Genomic DNA, 16314 nt, shown 5'->3' with positions numbered 1-16314 from the left:
TATGGAAAGAGAGAGAATAGCAGTAGGACTTGATATAGGTACGACTAAAATCGTAGCTATGATTGGTAAAAAAAATGAGTACGGTAAACTTGAAATTTTAGGCGTTGGTAAGTCTAAAAGTTTGGGTGTTGCTCGTGGCGTGGTAAATAATATTACACAAACTATTCAATCAATTCAAGAAGCAATTGCTTTGGCAGAGGAGGATTCTGGTTTTAAAATCAAAGATGTGGTGGTGGGCATTGCTGGCCAGCACATTCGTAGTATACAGCATAGCGATTATATTTCAAGACCTAATGCGGAAGAAGTAATCAGTGAAAAGGATATTGATCTTTTGATTAATCAAGTGCAAAAACTGGCTATGTTGCCTGGTGAAGAAATTATTCATGTATTACCACAGGAGTTCAAAATCGATGGGCAATCTGAAATCAAAGAGCCAATCGGAATGTATGGTGGAAGATTAGAAGCTAGTTTTCATGTCGTAGTGGGTCAGGCTTCTTCAATACGCAATGTGGGGAGATGTATTAAAAGCGCAGGTCTGGATTTGTCAGGTTTGACATTGGAACCATTGGCTTCGGCAGACGCAGTATTAAGTCAGGAAGAAAAAGAAGCCGGTGTGGCTTTGATAGATATAGGTGGTGGAACAACGGATTTGGCCATTTTTAAAGACGGAATTATTCGCCACACAGCGGTGGTTCCTTTTGGGGGAAATGTAATCACGGAAGACATCAAGGAAGGTTGTTCGATTATCGAAAAACAAGCCGAATTGTTAAAAACAAAATTTGGTTCCGCTTGGCCAGGAGAAAATAAAGACAATGAAATTGTATCTATTCCTGGTTTGCGTGGTCGTGATCCTAAAGAGATTTCATTGAAAAATCTGTCTAAAATTATCCATGCGCGTGTTGTGGAAATAATAGAGCAGGTTTACACGGAAATCAAAGCGTATGGTCACGAAGATCCAAGAAAAAAACTAATTGCTGGAATTGTATTAACAGGTGGTGGGTCACAGTTGAAACACATCAAGCAATTGGTAGAATATATTACAGGTATGGATACTCGTATTGGTTATCCAAATGAGCATTTGGCAGGAAATTCTGGGGAAGAAATTTCAAGTCCTTTGTATGCAACAGCAGTCGGATTGGTTATGAACAGTGTTCGTAACAATACGGTGAGTGCGGTGCCACAAGAAAATTATGTACCTGAGCCGGTATTAGTTCAACAGCCGACAATTGAAGAAAAGCAGTTGTTGCAACAAGAGGCTGAAAAAGTTTTGGAAGAGGCAAAAATGGCGGATACCAAAACAACTGAAAAAACAATCAGAAAGTCGTTTTTCGACAAATACATAGACAAAATAAAAGATTTTTTAGACAACGCAGAGTAATCGGTATTGTCGCAAGTAACACAAAGTAAAAAAAACCAAATAGTATGGAAAGCAACTCAGAATTTGGAAGCATCGCTTTCGATTTGCCTAAAAATCAATCGAATGTGATAAAAGTAATTGGAGTAGGTGGTGGAGGTAGTAATGCTATCAATCACATGTTCAAGCAAGGTATCAAAGGAGTAGACTTTATTGTTTGTAATACTGATTCACAGGCATTGCAAAACAGTCCTGTACCTAATAAAATTCAGTTGGGGGTTAATTTAACTGAAGGTTTAGGTGCTGGAGCTAATCCTGATGTTGGACAACAATCTGCATTGGAAAGTATTGAGGATATCGAGAAAATGCTTGATGTGAATACTAAAATGGTTTTCATTACTGCTGGTATGGGTGGCGGAACCGGAACTGGAGCTGCACCTGTAATCGCTCAATTGGCTAAAGAAAGAGATATTCTTACTGTAGGAATCGTTACTATTCCTTTCCAGTTTGAAGGAAAAATTCGTTCTGAACAAGCTTTACTTGGTGTTGAAAAATTAAGAAGACAAGTTGATTCCTTGATTGTAATCAATAATAATAAATTAAGAGAAGTGTATGGAAATCTTGGCTTCAAAGCAGGATTCTCCAAAGCGGATGAAGTTTTAGCTACAGCTTCTCGTGGAATTGCGGAAGTAATTACGCATCACTATACTCAGAATATCGACTTGAAAGATGCTAAAACTGTTTTGGCTAATTCAGGTACTGCGATTATGGGTTCTGCTATGGCTGATGGTGAAAACCGTGCCAAAGAAGCCATTGTTTCTGCGTTGGATTCTCCGCTTTTGAATGATAATAAAATCACTGGTGCTAAAAACGTATTGTTGCTTATCGTTTCTGGAACCAACGAAATTACTATTGACGAAATTGGCGAAATCAATGATCACATTCAAACCGAAGCTGGATTCAATGCAAACATCATCATGGGTGTCGGTGAAGATGAAACTTTAGGTGATAAAATTGCAGTGACGATTATTGCAACTGGATTTTGTGTAGAACAACAAGCTGAAATCGTAAATACAGAGCCTAAAAAAATCATTCATTCGTTGGAAGATGAACAAAGGTTAGTGCACAATTTGACGCAGACTTTTGAGGCAAAAGGATTTGATTTTTCATCTCCAATTACACAAGCAGTTCCTGTAGCGCCGGTTGTAAACGAAACGCCTGCACCGGTTGTTGAAGAGAAAATTGTATTTTCATTAGAAGAAGAAATAACTACTCCAGATTTGGTGGAGCCTTATTTTACAATGGATTTGGTGCCAACTACTGAATTCATTAAAAATCTAGATGTAACATTCGAAATCGTTTCGCCGAATCAGGTGAACGAGAGTGAGTTCTATTTTACATCTCCGGAAGTAAAAGAAATTGAAGTGGTTGAACCTCAGTTCGTGGTTGCAGAACCAGAACAAATTGCGTTCACATTTGACCTTCCAATCGCGAAAGTGGAAGAGCCAAAAGTAAATACCGATCGATTGATTTTTGATCTAACGAATGAAATCAAAGATATTAAAGTGAACGATGCTGTTGAGTTTGTTCCTGTGACGGAAGTAACTCAAAATGGTGTAATTCGTCATTCTTTGGAAGAGTATATGGAAGTGGAAAGTCAGTTCGTTCAAGCTAAAAAAGAAGAGCCAGTTGTTGAAGTGACTCCAGCGGAATTGAATATTACGGTGAAGCAGGTAGAACCTCAAAATCCAGTAGCACAACCATCATTCATGAATGATGCATTCGCACCAACTGAAATGTCGATTGAAGAATCATTGAAATTAAGAGCAGAAGAACGTCGTCGTAAGATGAAGGAATTCAATTATAAATTCCATAATAACGCTGCTCGTGTTGATGAATTTGAAAAAGTACCGGCTTACAAGCGTATGGGAATAGATGTTACCAATAACAATCCTGCCGATAATAATCGTTCTAGATTGTCATTAGGATTAGACAGTAACGATGATGTACAATTGCGTTCTAATAATTCTTTTTTACATGACAATGTAGATTAACAGACATACATCAAATAGTGGTAACCCGAAATTTCTATCGATTTTTCGGGTTATTTTTTTAACTTCGCGTCGCATTCCTAAACATAGGAATTTTAGTAAAAATAAATAAGTATAACGGTGATTTTTTGGTTTGTTCAAATCCAATTACGTCATTTTAAAATTGAAATAGTATGAGTTTATCAGCACAAATCATGGACGAAATGAAAAACGCAATGAGAGCTAAAGATACTGTAGCTTTAGAGGCGTTAAGAGCAATTAAATCTGCTATTTTGTTAGCACAAACAGAAAGTGGAGCAAAGGAAGAATTGTCGACTGATGATGAAATTAAATTATTGCAACGTTTGGTAAAACAGCGCAAAGACAGCGCAGCTATTTATACGGAACAAAATCGTCCCGATTTGGCTGAGCCTGAAATTGCACAAGTTGCGGTAATTGAGAAATTTTTACCTGCGCAAATGTCAGAAGCGGAAGTTGAGGCTGCAGTTGCAAAGATTATTGCTGATGGTGGTTTTTCTGGAATGGCAGCAATGGGACAAGTTATGGGTGCTGCTTCAAAAGCATTGGCAGGTCAAACGGATGGTAAGACCATTTCGAATATCGTTAAAAAACTTTTAGCATAAATCGGATTATTAAACTGTTGGATTTTTAGATACTCCAAAAGATTAATAATCAAGTATGGCCCCATAGTTCAATTGGATAGAATATCAGATTCCGGTTCTGACGATTTGGGTTCGAATCCCGATGGGGTCACGAATGAATACAAAGAAGGGTAAAAAAACATCAAGCTCGCTTGAAATGTTTTTTTACCCTTCTTTGTATTCTCAAAGCGGAGCTTTGTGGGATCAGTGGAGCTGAATCCCTATGGTGAAGCGGAGCTTTGTGGGATCAGTGGAGCTGAATCCCTATGGTGAAGCGGAGCTTTGTGGGATCAGTGGAGCTGAATCCCTATGGCGAAGCGGAGCTTTGTGGGATAGGAAGAGCTGATGCCCGATTCTAAAATAAGATTGCGAAATTCTTTTTGCATTTAGAAGAGCTCTCATTGCAGTAACGAGAACTCTTTCAGTAGTAGCGATATATCTTCTTGCAGTTAGAAGAACTCTCATCGCAGTAACGAGAACTCTTTCTGCAGTAGCGATATATCTTCTCGCATTTAGAAGAACTCTCATCGCAGTAAAGAAAACTCTTTCTGCAGTAGCAATATATCTTCTCGCAGTGAGGATATCTCTTTCTGCAGTAAGGTGAAACCTCTTCGCAGTAGCAAAAAACCTTTCTACAGTAGCAATAACTCCATCTGTAGTGATAAAAACACTCTTCGCAGAAGCAATAACTCTCTTTTTCAATGGGTATATTTCTCTTTTACTAAAGGGTTATTTCTGTTAAGGATAGATTGTTCTAAATTAATGTTAAATAAAATTTAATCATTTAGAGAAGTAAATAATAACAAGTAGTTTTGTTAATAAATCCCAACATTGACATAAAATTACACACGTATTATGAAATTTAAACATATTGTATATTTACTGTTAGCAGTAGTTTTAGGCGGAATGATATTTTACAGAGTATCAGCTAATAACGCTAAGAATGAGGAAAATGGTAAAGGGAAAGGTAAAGAAGGCGATAAAAAACCTTCAAAAGTTTCCGGAATTGTGCTAAAGTCTCAAATTTTCTCCGATAATTTATCACTTTCCGGTTCAATTGAAGCCAATGAGCAGATTGAAGTGCGTAGTGAAGTTTCCGGTGTAGTGGAAAGTATCAATTTTCAAGAAGGAAGTTATGTTTCTAAAGGGCAACAATTATTTAAAATTAATGATTTGGAACTTCGGGCACAACTTTCGCAAGCCAGAACTAAGCAGACATTGGCCTCAGAAAACGAAAGAAGAGCAAAGTTGTTATTACAAAAAGAAGCAATCAGCCAAGAAGAGTATGATATTGCTAGTGCTGATTTCCGTTCGGCCCAAGCACAAACTCAATTAATTCAAGCGCAAATTGCGAAGACTTCGGTCAAAGCACCTTTTTCAGGAAAGATAGGATTGCGTTATATATCCAAAGGAACCTATGTTACCCCAACAACTGTTGTCGCTAATTTAGTCAATACCAGTCAGGTTAAAATCACTTTTTCTATTCCTGAAAAATATGCGACACAGATGAAGGTAAATACTTCGCTTTCGTTTACTACATCAGGTTCAAAAGATACATACACGGCTAAAATTTATGCTATCGAACCAGAGATTGAAGAAACCACCAGAACATTGAAAATGCGTGCAATAGCACAAAACCCAAATGGGAAGCTAATTCCTGGTACTTTTGCCAATGTTTCTTTGCCATTGGATAATATCAATGATGCCTTATTGGTGCCAACAGAAGCGCTTATTCCGGTACAAAACGGTAAGAAAGTGTTCGTGTCTGTTAACGGTAAAGCCAAAGAAATTATGGTTGAAACAGGAGCCAGAACCGATAAAGACGTTCTAGTCTTAACTGGTTTAAAACCCGGAGATACGGTTTTGACTACAGGTGTGATGACATTGAAAGACGATACTCCTGTAAAAGTTAACATAAAGTAAGATAGCTATGAGTTTATCCACTTTAAGTATCAAAAGACCCGTTTTAACGATTGTACTCAACTTGATGTTGATTCTTTTCGGTATCATTGGGTATACGTTTTTGGGAGTAAGAGAGTTCCCATCAATTGATCCGGCACAAATTTCAGTGCAAACGAATTATTCGGGTGCCAATGCTGATATCATCGAATCCCAGATTACCGAACCTTTAGAAAAAGCAGTCAATTCGATTGATGGAATTCGAAATATATCTTCATCGAGTAGTCAGGGAAGAAGTAATATTGCGATAGAATTCAATTTGGATAAGAATTTGGAAGAAGCCGCGAACGATGTTCGTGATAAAGTATCACAGGCAGTTCGCAGTTTGCCTCAAGATATTGATGCACCACCTGTAGTGTCCAAAGCAGATGCCGATTCGGAACCTATTATTACGATGACCGTTCAGAGTGATAATAAAAATGTATTGGAGTTAACCGATTATGCGGATAACGTACTTTCTCAGCGTTTGCAGACTATTCCGGGAGTGAGTAGTGTGCAAATTTGGGGAATGCGTAAATATGCCATGCGTTTATGGATTGATCCGAATAAATTGGCTTCGTACGGATGTACAGTAGCCGATGTACGTTCGGCATTGAACAAACAAAATGTAGAATTGCCTTCGGGAAAATTGACAGGTGCCAATACCGAATTGACGGTTAAAACTATTGGAAATATTTCAACCGAAGAAGGTTTCAATAATATCATCATTAAAGCGGAAGGAGATAAAATTGTCCGTTTTAGTGATATTGGTAAAGCGGCTTTAGAAGCTGAAAATTTAGAAACAAAATTGTCCGATTCGGGACAACCGATGATTGGTATGGCTATTATTCCGCAACCGGGAACCAATTATTTGGATATTGCAGAGAAGTTTTATGAGCAATACGATCAGTTGCAAAAAGATTTACCAAAAGATTTCAAACTGAATATTGCCATCGATAATACAGTATTCGTTAAAAAAGCGGTATTGGAGGTGGCTGAAACATTATTGCTTTCGGTTATCCTTGTAGTATTGATCATCTATTTGTTCTTTAGAGATTGGGCTATTGCATTCCGACCGTTAATTGACATTCCTGTTTCGTTGATTGCTACATTCTTCATTATGTATTTATGTGGATTCTCCGTAAACGTATTGACATTGTTAGCAATCGTTTTGGCGACAGGATTAGTAGTAGATGATGGAATTGTAGTTACCGAAAATATATTCAAAAAAGTAGAGGAAGGCATGTCGCCTATTGAAGCCGCTATCAAAGGTTCTAATGAGATTTTCTTCGCTGTAATTTCAATTTCAATCACCTTGGCAGCTGTTTTCTTACCGGTGATTTTCTTAGAAGGATTCGTGGGTAGATTGTTCCGCGAATTTGGTGTGGTAATTGGTGCGGCCGTATTGATTTCAGCATTTGTATCGTTAACGCTTACGCCAATGTTGAATGCTTACTTAATGAAAGGTGGCGAACAGAAAAAATCAAAATTCTATACTTTAACTGAGCCTATTTTTGAGAAAATGAATTCCGGTTATGCCGAAGCATTGACTGGCTTTATGAAAAAGAAATGGTTGAGTTTTCCTATTTTGATTCTTTGTTTCGGATTAATTTATCTGTTCTTTAATGTATTGCAAAAAGAAACCGCGCCATACGACGACCGAAGCTTCCTGAGCGCACGTGTAACGGCTCCAGAAGGTGCTTCGTATGATTATATGGATCGTTTCATGAACGATTTGACAGAATTGATCAATGATTCGATTCCGGAGAAAAAAGTGAGTTTGATTGTTACCTCACCAGGTTTTGGATCTTCTTCTGTGAATAGTGGTATGGCTAGAATTGCATTGGTACAACCAGATGAAAGGGAAAAAACCCAAAAAGATATCGCTGAAAAGCTTACCAAATGGACAAAACAATATGCTGAAGCGAAAGTTTCGGTCTCGGAATCGCCAACTATCGCGGTGAATAGAAGAGGAGGTTTGCCTGTACAATTTGTAATTCAAGCGCCTAATTTCAAAAAGTTAGAAGAAAAGATTCCACAATTTATGGATGAAGTTTCGAATGATCCAACTTTCTCGAATTCGGATGTGAATTTAAAATTCAATAAACCGGAAGTATATGTAACAATAGATAGGGAAAAAGCACAGAGTTTAGGGGTGTCGGTGATTGATGTGGCCCAAACCTTACAGCTTTCTTTAAGTGGTCAGCGTTTCGGATACTTCATGATGAATGGGAAACAGTATCAGGTTATGGGTCAGTTTGATAAAAAAGACCGAAATGCACCTATGGATTTGACTTCTATTTTTGTGAAAAATGATAAAGGACAATTGATACAGTTGGATAATTTGGTTCATGTTGATGAACAAAGTAGTCCGCCTCAATTGTACCATAACAACCGATACATGTCGGCAACGGTTTCCGCAGGTTTGGCTCCAGGTAAAAGTATCGGTGACGGTATTGAAGCCATGGAACGAATTAAAGAAAAAGTATTGGATGACACTTTTACTACCGATTTAAGTGGTGAATCGCGTGACTTCGTAGAAAGTAGCTCGAACACATCCTTTGCTTTCGGTTTGGCTTTATTGTTAATTTTCTTGATACTTGCTGCCCAATTTGAAAGTTTTATCGATCCATTTATAATTATTCTAACTGTACCAATGGCAGTTGCTGGAGCATTATTTTCATTGTGGTTGTTCGGTCAAACCTGGAATATCTTTAGTCAGATCGGAACCGTTATGTTGATTGGTTTAGTGACCAAGAATGGTATTTTAATTGTTGAATTTGCGAATCAGTTAAGAGAACAAGGTAAATCAAAATACGAAGCCATTATGGAAGCTTCAGAATCGCGTTTGCGTCCAATTTTAATGACCAGTTTAGCGATTGCCTTAGGAGCTTTACCTATTGCATTGTCACTAGGGGCGGCTTCTACCAGTAGAATAGGTATGGGTGTAGTTATTGTTGGAGGAACGTTGTTTTCTTTGGCATTGACATTGTTTGTAATTCCAGCTATTTATTTGATGTGGTCAAGAGAAAGAAAACACCGACCTGAATTTGATACTATTGAACAATATGAAAAGGCTTAATGTGATGCGTAAATTTTTATTTCAAATAGCAGTATTGGTTTTTGTGCCGAAAGTAATGGCACAGGAGATTTTGACTGTCGATCAAGCGGTTCAAATTGCTCTGAAAAACAATTATGATATTAAAATTGCTACCAACGAGCTCAATGTTGATAAAGAAAATAATGCTATTGGGAATGCGGGAATGCTTCCTGAACTCAACGCAAGCTTGACAAAAAATAATAGCATTCAAAATTCCAAACAAACACAATCCAATGGAGATGTGAGAGAATTGGATAATGCGAAAAACAATCGATTGGAGTATGGTGTGAATTTAGGATGGACTGTTTTTGATGGTCTCAAAATGTTTGCCCGTTACGATCAGTTAAAAGAGTTGGAAAAGCAAGGCGATGTTCAATTGAAATTAACGATACTGACCAAAGTGAGTGATGTGATGACAACGTACTATGATTTGGTACAACAACAGCAACTGATTAAAGCTTTGGATACTACGATTGTAATTTCGAAACAACGTTTGAAAACTGCTGAAAACCGTTTTTTAATCGGTAAAGCAGCTAAGTTGGAAGTGTTGAATGCTCAGGTCGATTTGAATACGGATTCTTCTACTTTACTGAAGCAGAAAGAATTGTATGAAATTACTAAAATTCGATTGAATGAAATTCTGGCAAGAGATTTAGCTACAAATTTTCAAGTGGTTGAAGAGGTTGTGGTAGATGATAAACTGCAATTGACAGAATTAAAAGCATTAACCGAAAAGCAAAACTTACAACTGCAGCTGGCTTTGATCAATAAACGTGTGGCAGAGTTGGAATTAAAACAAACCAAAGCCAATCGATACCCGACTGTACGATTGAATACGGGATATACATTTGTAGAAACCGAAAGTAGTTTAGGGTTTACAACAGCAACTTCGAGTCGAGGATTAAATTACGGACTTACAGCCACGATGCCCATTTTTAATGGTTTTTCTCAAAACAGAAATGAAAAAATTGCCAAGCTTCAAGTGGAAAATTCGAGCTTATTGGCAGAACAACAAAAACAAACGATAAATGCGCAACTGTCTTCGGCGTATCAAACGTATTTGACCAATGTGGAGTTGGCAAAACTGGAAGAAAGTAATGAAGCGATTGCGAAGAAAAATATGGAGATTACTTTGGATAAATTCAAAATTGGAACTGTTCCAACGATAGAATTCAGAAATGCACAAGAAAACTACATCAATGCAATTGCAAGAAACAGTAGTGCGAAATTTCAAGCGAAGATATCCGAGATTGTGCTGCAACAAATAGCAGGAAATATAAAGTTTTAAATGAAAAAAGCGCTGAAATTAAGCGCTTTTTTATTGTTTTATATCGAAGTGATTTTCTTTAAATCAGCGATGGTTTGTGTAGGGTTTTCTGCGTTGAAAACAAAACTTCCGGCTACCAAAACATCAGCGCCAGCATCTACTAATTGTTGTGCGTTTTTACTGGTTACACCGCCATCAATTTCAATTAAAGTGGATGCGTTGTTTCTAGTGATGATTTCTTTGAGTTGCTTTACTTTTTTATATGTGTTTTCAATAAATGATTGTCCACCAAATCCGGGGTTCACACTCATGATGCAAACCAAATCAATATCCTTAATTACATCTTCCAGTAAAGAAACATTAGTGTGAGGATTTAAAGCTACTCCTGCTTTCATACCTTCTGCTTTTATAGCTTGTAATGTTCTGTGTAAATGAGTGGATGCTTCGTAATGTACCGTTAATACATCTGCTCCTAATTTTTTAAAAGTGGAAATGTAACGATCAGGATCAACAATCATCAAATGCACATCAATGGTTTTTTTGGCATGTTTGCTGATAGCATCCAAAACCGGCATCCCGAAAGAAATATTGGGTACAAAAACACCATCCATAATATCAATGTGGAACCAATCGGCTTCACTGGCATTAATCATTTCGATGTCGCGTTGTAAATTGGCAAAATCCGCTGCAAGTACAGACGGAGCAATAAGTGTGTTCTTCATTTTTTAGAAAAGTATTGTTGTGTTGTGGGGCAAAGATAACTCGAAGTTTACGAGTTTTAAAATTTACTTGCACAATTGTGGTTCTGCTTTTGCTCTTTTTCTTTTGGGCTATTGATAAGTTTTCCATGCTGTATTACGGTACAGAATGAAATAAATTGAATTGAGAATTCTACCTAAATTGATTTTTGGGACGTTTGAAAGGATAATTCAATGTAGTTGTGTAATTGTCAGATTATCTGTTGATTGTGTTAAATTTTTTTATAAATTGTTTTTTTGCCTAACTTTGTTTTGTAAAAAATAACCTACTTATGAAAAAAATTTATGTAGGGGTGTTGGTCGTTCTGACTCTTCCGATGTTTGCCCAAATCGGAGTCGGAACAACAACACCCAACACTTCTTCTATTTTGGATGTAAGTTCTTCCAACCGTGGTTTTTTATTGCCAAGAGTAGCACTTACTTCGCTTACTGATGTAGTAACCGTTCCAAATCCAGCCAAAGGATTGTTGGTGTATAATAAAGGAACTGGCGGTTTAACCCAAGAAGGAATTTTTGTATGGAATGAACTTAGTTGGAAACCTTTTGTTTATGATTCGGTCAATGAATTCAATGGAGATGTTAGTGGTAATGTTGCTGTGAATAAGGTAGTTGGAATTCAAAGAAAACCAATCTTATTCTCTTACCCAACCATATCACAATTGCTACGTTATAATGGGACTGCATGGGTAAACTCAAATGATGTATCCAGTCAAAACTGGTTGATGAGGGGAAATAATACTACTCAGTCGAGTTGTTTTTTAGGAACTACAGATGATAGTAAAATGACTTTGTCGTCTTATAATCAACCCTTTTTTGAATTTGGTAGAAGACAGACTTTGGGTCTCACTCAAGGATATACTGATTATACTGATGATAGTCAGTTAGTAACACATTTACGAAGTGCAATCCAGTTTGAAGCAATAGGTTCGGTTGCGTACAAGCCAATTTTTTTCGTGAATAATGATGGTAATTTCAGGTTTAAAGGAAGTATGGCTGGTGATGATTATTTCGAAATAGGTGCGGCCGGCTCAATGTCAAATGATGGTTCGGTTGAATTTATTGTTGGAGATGAAGGGAATGAGCCCATCGTTTTTGAGAAGTTTAATAATGCGACGAGTGTTGAAATGTTAAGGCTACAAGGGACAGGTTCCAATACTGATGTTAGAATAGGGATGAATACTAATGCTGTTGTAGCGAATTCTGTTTTACAAGTGAATGGATCAATATCAAAAAGTATAGTCAGTACTTCAACAAATTTGACTCTAACAGATGCGCATTATACAGTTGTTCTTACTGGCGGTGCTACGACAGTCGGAATAACACTTCCGTTGGCTTCTTCAGCAACTGGTAGAGTATATATTATCAGAAATACCTCTGGTAGCACAAAGACAATAAGTAATTATACCAACGAATCTGGAACTTCTGTATCTGTACTTAATAATAATTCTGTTGTTTGGTTACAGTCGGATGGAACCAATTGGCTCTCAATGTAAAGTTTACCCCAAAAGAAAAACTACTTAACTTCAAATTTACTGCTTATGAAATTAAAAAATACTCTCTTTTTTGTTGGTTTCGTCCTATTTTCCAATGCATTTTTTGCTCAGGTTGGTATTGGGACAACGTCTCCACATCCTTCGTCGATTTTGCATTTGGAATCGGACTCAAAAGGGTTTTTGTTGCCAAGAATTGCGCTTACCTCAAGAGCAGATGTAACTACAATTGCTTCTCCAATAGCTGGTTTGTTAATCTACAATACAGGTTTGGGCGGATTGACACCTGAAGGGATTTATCAGTGGAAAAGTGGAGGCTGGAATTTGATTCTTGACTCTACGACCCCTCTAGGAGGTGATGTAATTGGAGGTATTGATGCGAGTGTTGTATCTAAACTTCAAAATCTTCCAGTTTCGTCTACACTACCAACTATTAATCAGGTTTTGCGTTATAATGGTTCGCAGTGGGAGCCTTCAGATGATGTTTCGGCTCAAAACTGGTTATTGGTAGGGAATTCAGGAACAAATCCTACAACCAATTTTTTAGGAACGATTGACAATGTAAAAATGCAATTGCGATCAAATAACCAAAATGTTTTGGAGTTTGGCTTACGAAATACACTCGGTTTATTAGATACAACTGCGGATTATAATAGTCCAAATCAAAAAGTAACCTACCTGAGAAGTGCATTACAATTCGAAGCTCCAGGAGCATCATTTTATAAACCTATGTTTTTTGTTGATACTAATGGCAATTTTCGACTAAAAGGGAGTGCAGCAGGTACTGATTTTTTTAGTTTGGGTGCGGCAGGAACATCAGGGAATGGTGCTTTAGAGTTTCAGGTGGGCGATGATGGAAATGAGCCTATTGTATTCAAAAAGTATAATTACACCACTGGCGCATATATAGAAATGATACGAATGCAAGGTACAGGTTTAGATAATACAGTAAGGGTAGGGGTTAATACTTCTGGTACGGTTGCGAATTCGACTTTGCAAGTGGTCGGTTCTCAATCAAATAGTATTACAATGTTCTCTACTGCAAATCCAACGTTAAATGATACTCATTACAGTGTTGTTCTTAGAAATGGAGTTTCTGGGACTTTAAGTTTACCGGCAGCTTCAACTTGTCTTGGAAGAATTTACTGTATACGCAATAACTCAGGAGGTGCTGTGACTACTTCTTCTTATAGGAATATAGCCAATACTGCGGTCACTTCAATTGCCAATTCTACAGTGATTCAATTACAATCCGATGGGACAAACTGGTTGCAAATACGTTAAATGAGTACTTAAAAACCTTGATGAATCAAGGTTTTTTTATTTGTAGTAAAAGCAAAAAAACTCCGGACCCAAGTCTGAAAGACGAAATGAGCAAAGCTAAACCCGAGGCGGAGCCGAACTGACTGGAGGATTGCTTGAAAAAGCAAAACTCCGGTAATCAGCCGGAGTTTCAATCATCAATCAAAAAACGAACAGTCATAGACTGTTGTTGTCGTAATAGGATTAACCTAAATAAGTTTTCAAGATTTTACTTCTTGATGTATGTTTTAATCTGCGGATTGCTTTTTCTTTAATCTGACGAACACGTTCGCGAGTCAAATCGAAAGTTTCACCGATTTCTTCTAAAGTCATTGGGTGTTGGTCACCTAAACCAAAGTACAAACGAACTACGTCAGCTTCACGAGGCGTCAATGTTTCCAAAGAACGCTCAATTTCGGTACGCAACGATTCGTGAATCAACTCTCTGTCTGGGTTTGGAGATTCACCTGAACGTAATACGTCATATAAGTTAGAATCTTCACCTTCAACTAATGGAGCATCCATGGATAAGTGACGTCCAGAATTTTTCATTGATTCCTTCACATCGTTCACAGTCATATCCAATTCTGCAGCAATTTCTTCGGCAGATGGTGCGCGCTCGTTAGATTGCTCTAACAAAGCATACATTTTATTGATTTTATTGATTGAACCAATTTTATTCAAAGGTAAACGTACGATACGTGATTGTTCTGCTAATGCTTGAAGGATAGATTGACGAATCCACCAAACTGCATAAGAGATGAATTTAAATCCGCGGGTTTCATCAAAACGTTGAGCCGCCTTAATTAGTCCAAGATTACCTTCATTAATCAAATCGGGAAGTGTCAATCCTTGGTTTTGATATTGCTTAGCTACCGATACCACGAAACGCAAGTTGGCTTTAGTCAGTTTTTCAAGCGCACGCTGATCACCAGCCTTGATGCGTTGTGCTAACTCTACCTCTTCATCAGCAGTAATAAGGTCAACTTTACCAATTTCTTGTAGGTATTTGTCTAAGGAAGCAGTTTCACGGTTAGTTACCTGCTTAGTGATTTTGAGCTGTCTCATCTAAAATTCTCCTTACTTTTTATAAGTTCTTATAGTTATACGTAGCGAGTTATAAAAAAGTTACAAAAAGTTTAAATTATTTTAATCTACCCAAAAAGGAGGTCTTATATTGGATGAAAAAGAGGTGCAATCACCGCACTGAATATTGACTAATTGCACTTCGGTTAAGCCATATCGATATACAGATTTAATCCGATCTCGAATAGACCCTAGTATAAAATCGCCGGAACAACTTGGATTGGTAGGGCAAAGTGCTCCAGGGGGGCAAAAACAATATAAAAACTTAAAATCATTTTCATTAAGTGTTGTTATTTGAGGGCAATAATATGGATAGTCAGGTTTTTGTTGGTTAGGAAATACGTCTTCATAATTGAAAAAAATTCGTTGTTTGGATACATGCACAACATCAAAAAAACCGATAACTTTTTCTGTCGGAGTCGTTGCGTTTTTAATGTTACCGCTAAAAAAACCAGGTTGGTTTTGCGATAATAAATTGCCATTGGATGCACTCATTTTTAGTGCTTCAAAATAGTTATTGGCAGCCAAACTTTCATTGTACATTGTTACTTCTATCGAATATCTATTGCCAATTTTATAGTCATTGTTTTTAATAAACTGAACTAAGTTAACCGATGAATTGCTACTATTTAAAGAAGTGTTGGATATGTTAATTTCATTCGATTTTTCAGTTGTATAACAAATTTTAGCTTCATAAGGCCATGGTTCCATGTAAAAATAACCGGGTGGATCACCAGGATTTGGAGGAGGCGGGTCGTAATAAACGGCTACACCTCTTTCGGCGATCCAATGAGGCGCTATGATTTTATGGGTTTCTTCGTATTCGAACCTGTAGTATTCGGTGTTTTCAGAAGTCTTGGTACTCTTAGCCATGATTTGTACACCCGTTTCTCCATTTTGGTTAGTGCCAACAATCGGTTTAAGTTCATTGATATCGGTTAATGAACTCATTTTTTCGGTAGTTGAAGTATAGGTCTTTCCATCTGCAGTAATAATATGCAATTGATAATTCACATTGGGTACGGCTGCAAATGCTTGTTGAGAAACATATTTATCTCCGCTTGCGGTAAAATTGTATTGGTTGCCATTACTGTCGGTAACATACACTACAGCTCCCACTTCGGTGTCAGGACCGTCTTCTTCTAATCGGTAGGTACGGGAAAGTTTGATTTCCTGAAGTTTGTACTCGTCTGTGATCGTAGCTTCAATAACTAACGCACTTTCAAAAGTTTCAGTCTGAAGTGCATAAGGTTCTGTACAGCTAACTATAAGCAATGAGAATAGTAAGAGGACTATGTGGAATGTTTTTTTTATATTCATTCGTAAT

At 37.4% G+C, this 16314-nt stretch carries 12 protein-coding genes and 1 tRNA gene; 9 read left to right on the top strand and 4 right to left on the bottom strand.

The annotated features are described in order from the left end of the window. Window position 1: 1 nt before the first annotated feature. The 4 genes from ftsA (at window position 2) to ACS8MM_RS10480 (ending at window position 4158) form a co-directional block, all read left to right on the top strand. Window positions 2–1378, top strand: a complete 1377-nt coding sequence (gene ftsA / locus ACS8MM_RS10495) for a cell division protein FtsA (RefSeq protein WP_379716399.1) — start codon at window positions 2–4, stop codon at window positions 1376–1378. 44 nt (window positions 1379–1422) lie between these two features. After that, window positions 1423–3408 (top strand): cell division protein FtsZ, encoded by a 1986-nt coding sequence (ftsZ, locus tag ACS8MM_RS10490; RefSeq protein ID WP_379716396.1) that lies wholly within the window; start codon window positions 1423–1425, stop codon window positions 3406–3408. A 170-nt stretch (window positions 3409–3578) separates the two neighbouring features. Next, complete coding sequence (locus ACS8MM_RS10485; protein WP_379716393.1) at window positions 3579–4028, top strand: GatB/YqeY domain-containing protein; 450 nt, start codon at window positions 3579–3581, stop codon at window positions 4026–4028. Between the two features lie 57 nt (window positions 4029–4085). Next, window positions 4086–4158, top strand: a tRNA-Arg gene (locus ACS8MM_RS10480). 152 nt (window positions 4159–4310) lie between these two features. Here ACS8MM_RS10480 and ACS8MM_RS10475 read toward each other — a convergent pair. After that, window positions 4311–4748, bottom strand: coding sequence for a hypothetical protein (locus tag ACS8MM_RS10475; RefSeq protein ID WP_379716390.1), 438 nt, complete (start codon window positions 4746–4748; stop codon window positions 4311–4313). A gap of 153 nt (window positions 4749–4901) precedes the next feature. Between ACS8MM_RS10475 and ACS8MM_RS10470 the strand changes: the two genes are divergently transcribed. Genes ACS8MM_RS10470 through ACS8MM_RS10460 form a run of 3 tightly spaced genes read left to right on the top strand, consistent with a single transcriptional unit; the run spans window position 4902 to window position 10372 of the window. Next, window positions 4902–5969, top strand: a complete 1068-nt coding sequence (locus ACS8MM_RS10470; protein WP_379716387.1) for an efflux RND transporter periplasmic adaptor subunit — start codon at window positions 4902–4904, stop codon at window positions 5967–5969. A 7-nt stretch (window positions 5970–5976) separates the two neighbouring features. After that, the gene (locus ACS8MM_RS10465; protein WP_379716384.1) at window positions 5977–9066 is read left to right on the top strand and encodes an efflux RND transporter permease subunit; all 3090 of its coding nucleotides are present in this window, start codon (window positions 5977–5979) and stop codon (window positions 9064–9066) included. Continuing rightward, window positions 9053–10372, top strand: a complete 1320-nt coding sequence (locus ACS8MM_RS10460) for a TolC family protein (RefSeq protein ID WP_379716381.1) — start codon at window positions 9053–9055, stop codon at window positions 10370–10372. Before ACS8MM_RS10465 ends, ACS8MM_RS10460 begins: the two co-directional genes overlap by 14 nt. 38 nt (window positions 10373–10410) lie before the next feature. Here ACS8MM_RS10460 and rpe read toward each other — a convergent pair whose 3' ends face one another. Then, window positions 10411–11073, bottom strand: a complete 663-nt coding sequence (gene rpe / locus ACS8MM_RS10455; protein ID WP_379716378.1) for a ribulose-phosphate 3-epimerase — start codon at window positions 11071–11073, stop codon at window positions 10411–10413. A 308-nt stretch (window positions 11074–11381) separates the two neighbouring features. Here rpe and ACS8MM_RS10450 point away from each other — a divergent pair, with 308 nt between their 5' ends. Then, a complete protein-coding gene (locus tag ACS8MM_RS10450) occupies window positions 11382–12602 on the top strand; it encodes a hypothetical protein (RefSeq protein ID WP_379716375.1) in 1221 nt (406 codons plus the stop codon). Between the two features lie 45 nt (window positions 12603–12647). Further along, a complete protein-coding gene (locus ACS8MM_RS10445; protein WP_379716372.1) occupies window positions 12648–13883 on the top strand; it encodes a hypothetical protein in 1236 nt (411 codons plus the stop codon). A 222-nt stretch (window positions 13884–14105) separates the two neighbouring features. Here ACS8MM_RS10445 and ACS8MM_RS10440 read toward each other — a convergent pair whose 3' ends face one another. Both ACS8MM_RS10440 and ACS8MM_RS10435 read right to left on the bottom strand, forming a co-directional pair. Next, entirely contained in the window at window positions 14106–14969 is an 864-nt protein-coding gene (locus tag ACS8MM_RS10440) for a sigma-70 family RNA polymerase sigma factor (RefSeq protein WP_014164868.1), read from the bottom strand. 81 nt (window positions 14970–15050) lie between these two features. Continuing rightward, on the bottom strand, window positions 15051–16307 hold the full coding sequence (locus tag ACS8MM_RS10435; protein ID WP_379716367.1) for a DUF4249 domain-containing protein: 1257 nt from the start codon (window positions 16305–16307) through the stop codon (window positions 15051–15053). Window positions 16308–16314 lie beyond the last annotated feature (7 nt).

The sequence above is a fragment of the Flavobacterium sp. MAHUQ-57 genome (assembly GCF_051908335.1).
GTDB lineage: Bacteria > Bacteroidota > Bacteroidia > Flavobacteriales > Flavobacteriaceae > Flavobacterium.
The sequence above is the reverse complement of the archived record's forward strand: the minus strand, read 5'-3'. Positions and strand labels throughout refer to the sequence as shown.

Coding starts and splice junctions, on each gene's coding strand:
- ACS8MM_RS10485 (WP_379716393.1), top strand. CDS start 3,579: ATGAGTTTATCAGCACAAATCATGGACGAAATGAAAAACGCAATGAGA.
- ACS8MM_RS10465 (WP_379716384.1), top strand. CDS start 5,977: ATGAGTTTATCCACTTTAAGTATCAAAAGACCCGTTTTAACGATTGTA.
- ACS8MM_RS10445 (WP_379716372.1), top strand. CDS start 12,648: ATGAAATTAAAAAATACTCTCTTTTTTGTTGGTTTCGTCCTATTTTCC.
- ACS8MM_RS10460 (WP_379716381.1), top strand. CDS start 9,053: ATGAAAAGGCTTAATGTGATGCGTAAATTTTTATTTCAAATAGCAGTA.
- rpe (WP_379716378.1), bottom strand. CDS start 11,073: ATGAAGAACACACTTATTGCTCCGTCTGTACTTGCAGCGGATTTTGCC.
- ACS8MM_RS10435 (WP_379716367.1), bottom strand. CDS start 16,307: ATGAATATAAAAAAAACATTCCACATAGTCCTCTTACTATTCTCATTG.
- ACS8MM_RS10470 (WP_379716387.1), top strand. CDS start 4,902: ATGAAATTTAAACATATTGTATATTTACTGTTAGCAGTAGTTTTAGGC.
- ACS8MM_RS10440 (WP_014164868.1), bottom strand. CDS start 14,969: ATGAGACAGCTCAAAATCACTAAGCAGGTAACTAACCGTGAAACTGCT.
- ftsZ (WP_379716396.1), top strand. CDS start 1,423: ATGGAAAGCAACTCAGAATTTGGAAGCATCGCTTTCGATTTGCCTAAA.
- ACS8MM_RS10450 (WP_379716375.1), top strand. CDS start 11,382: ATGAAAAAAATTTATGTAGGGGTGTTGGTCGTTCTGACTCTTCCGATG.
- ftsA (WP_379716399.1), top strand. CDS start 2: ATGGAAAGAGAGAGAATAGCAGTAGGACTTGATATAGGTACGACTAAA.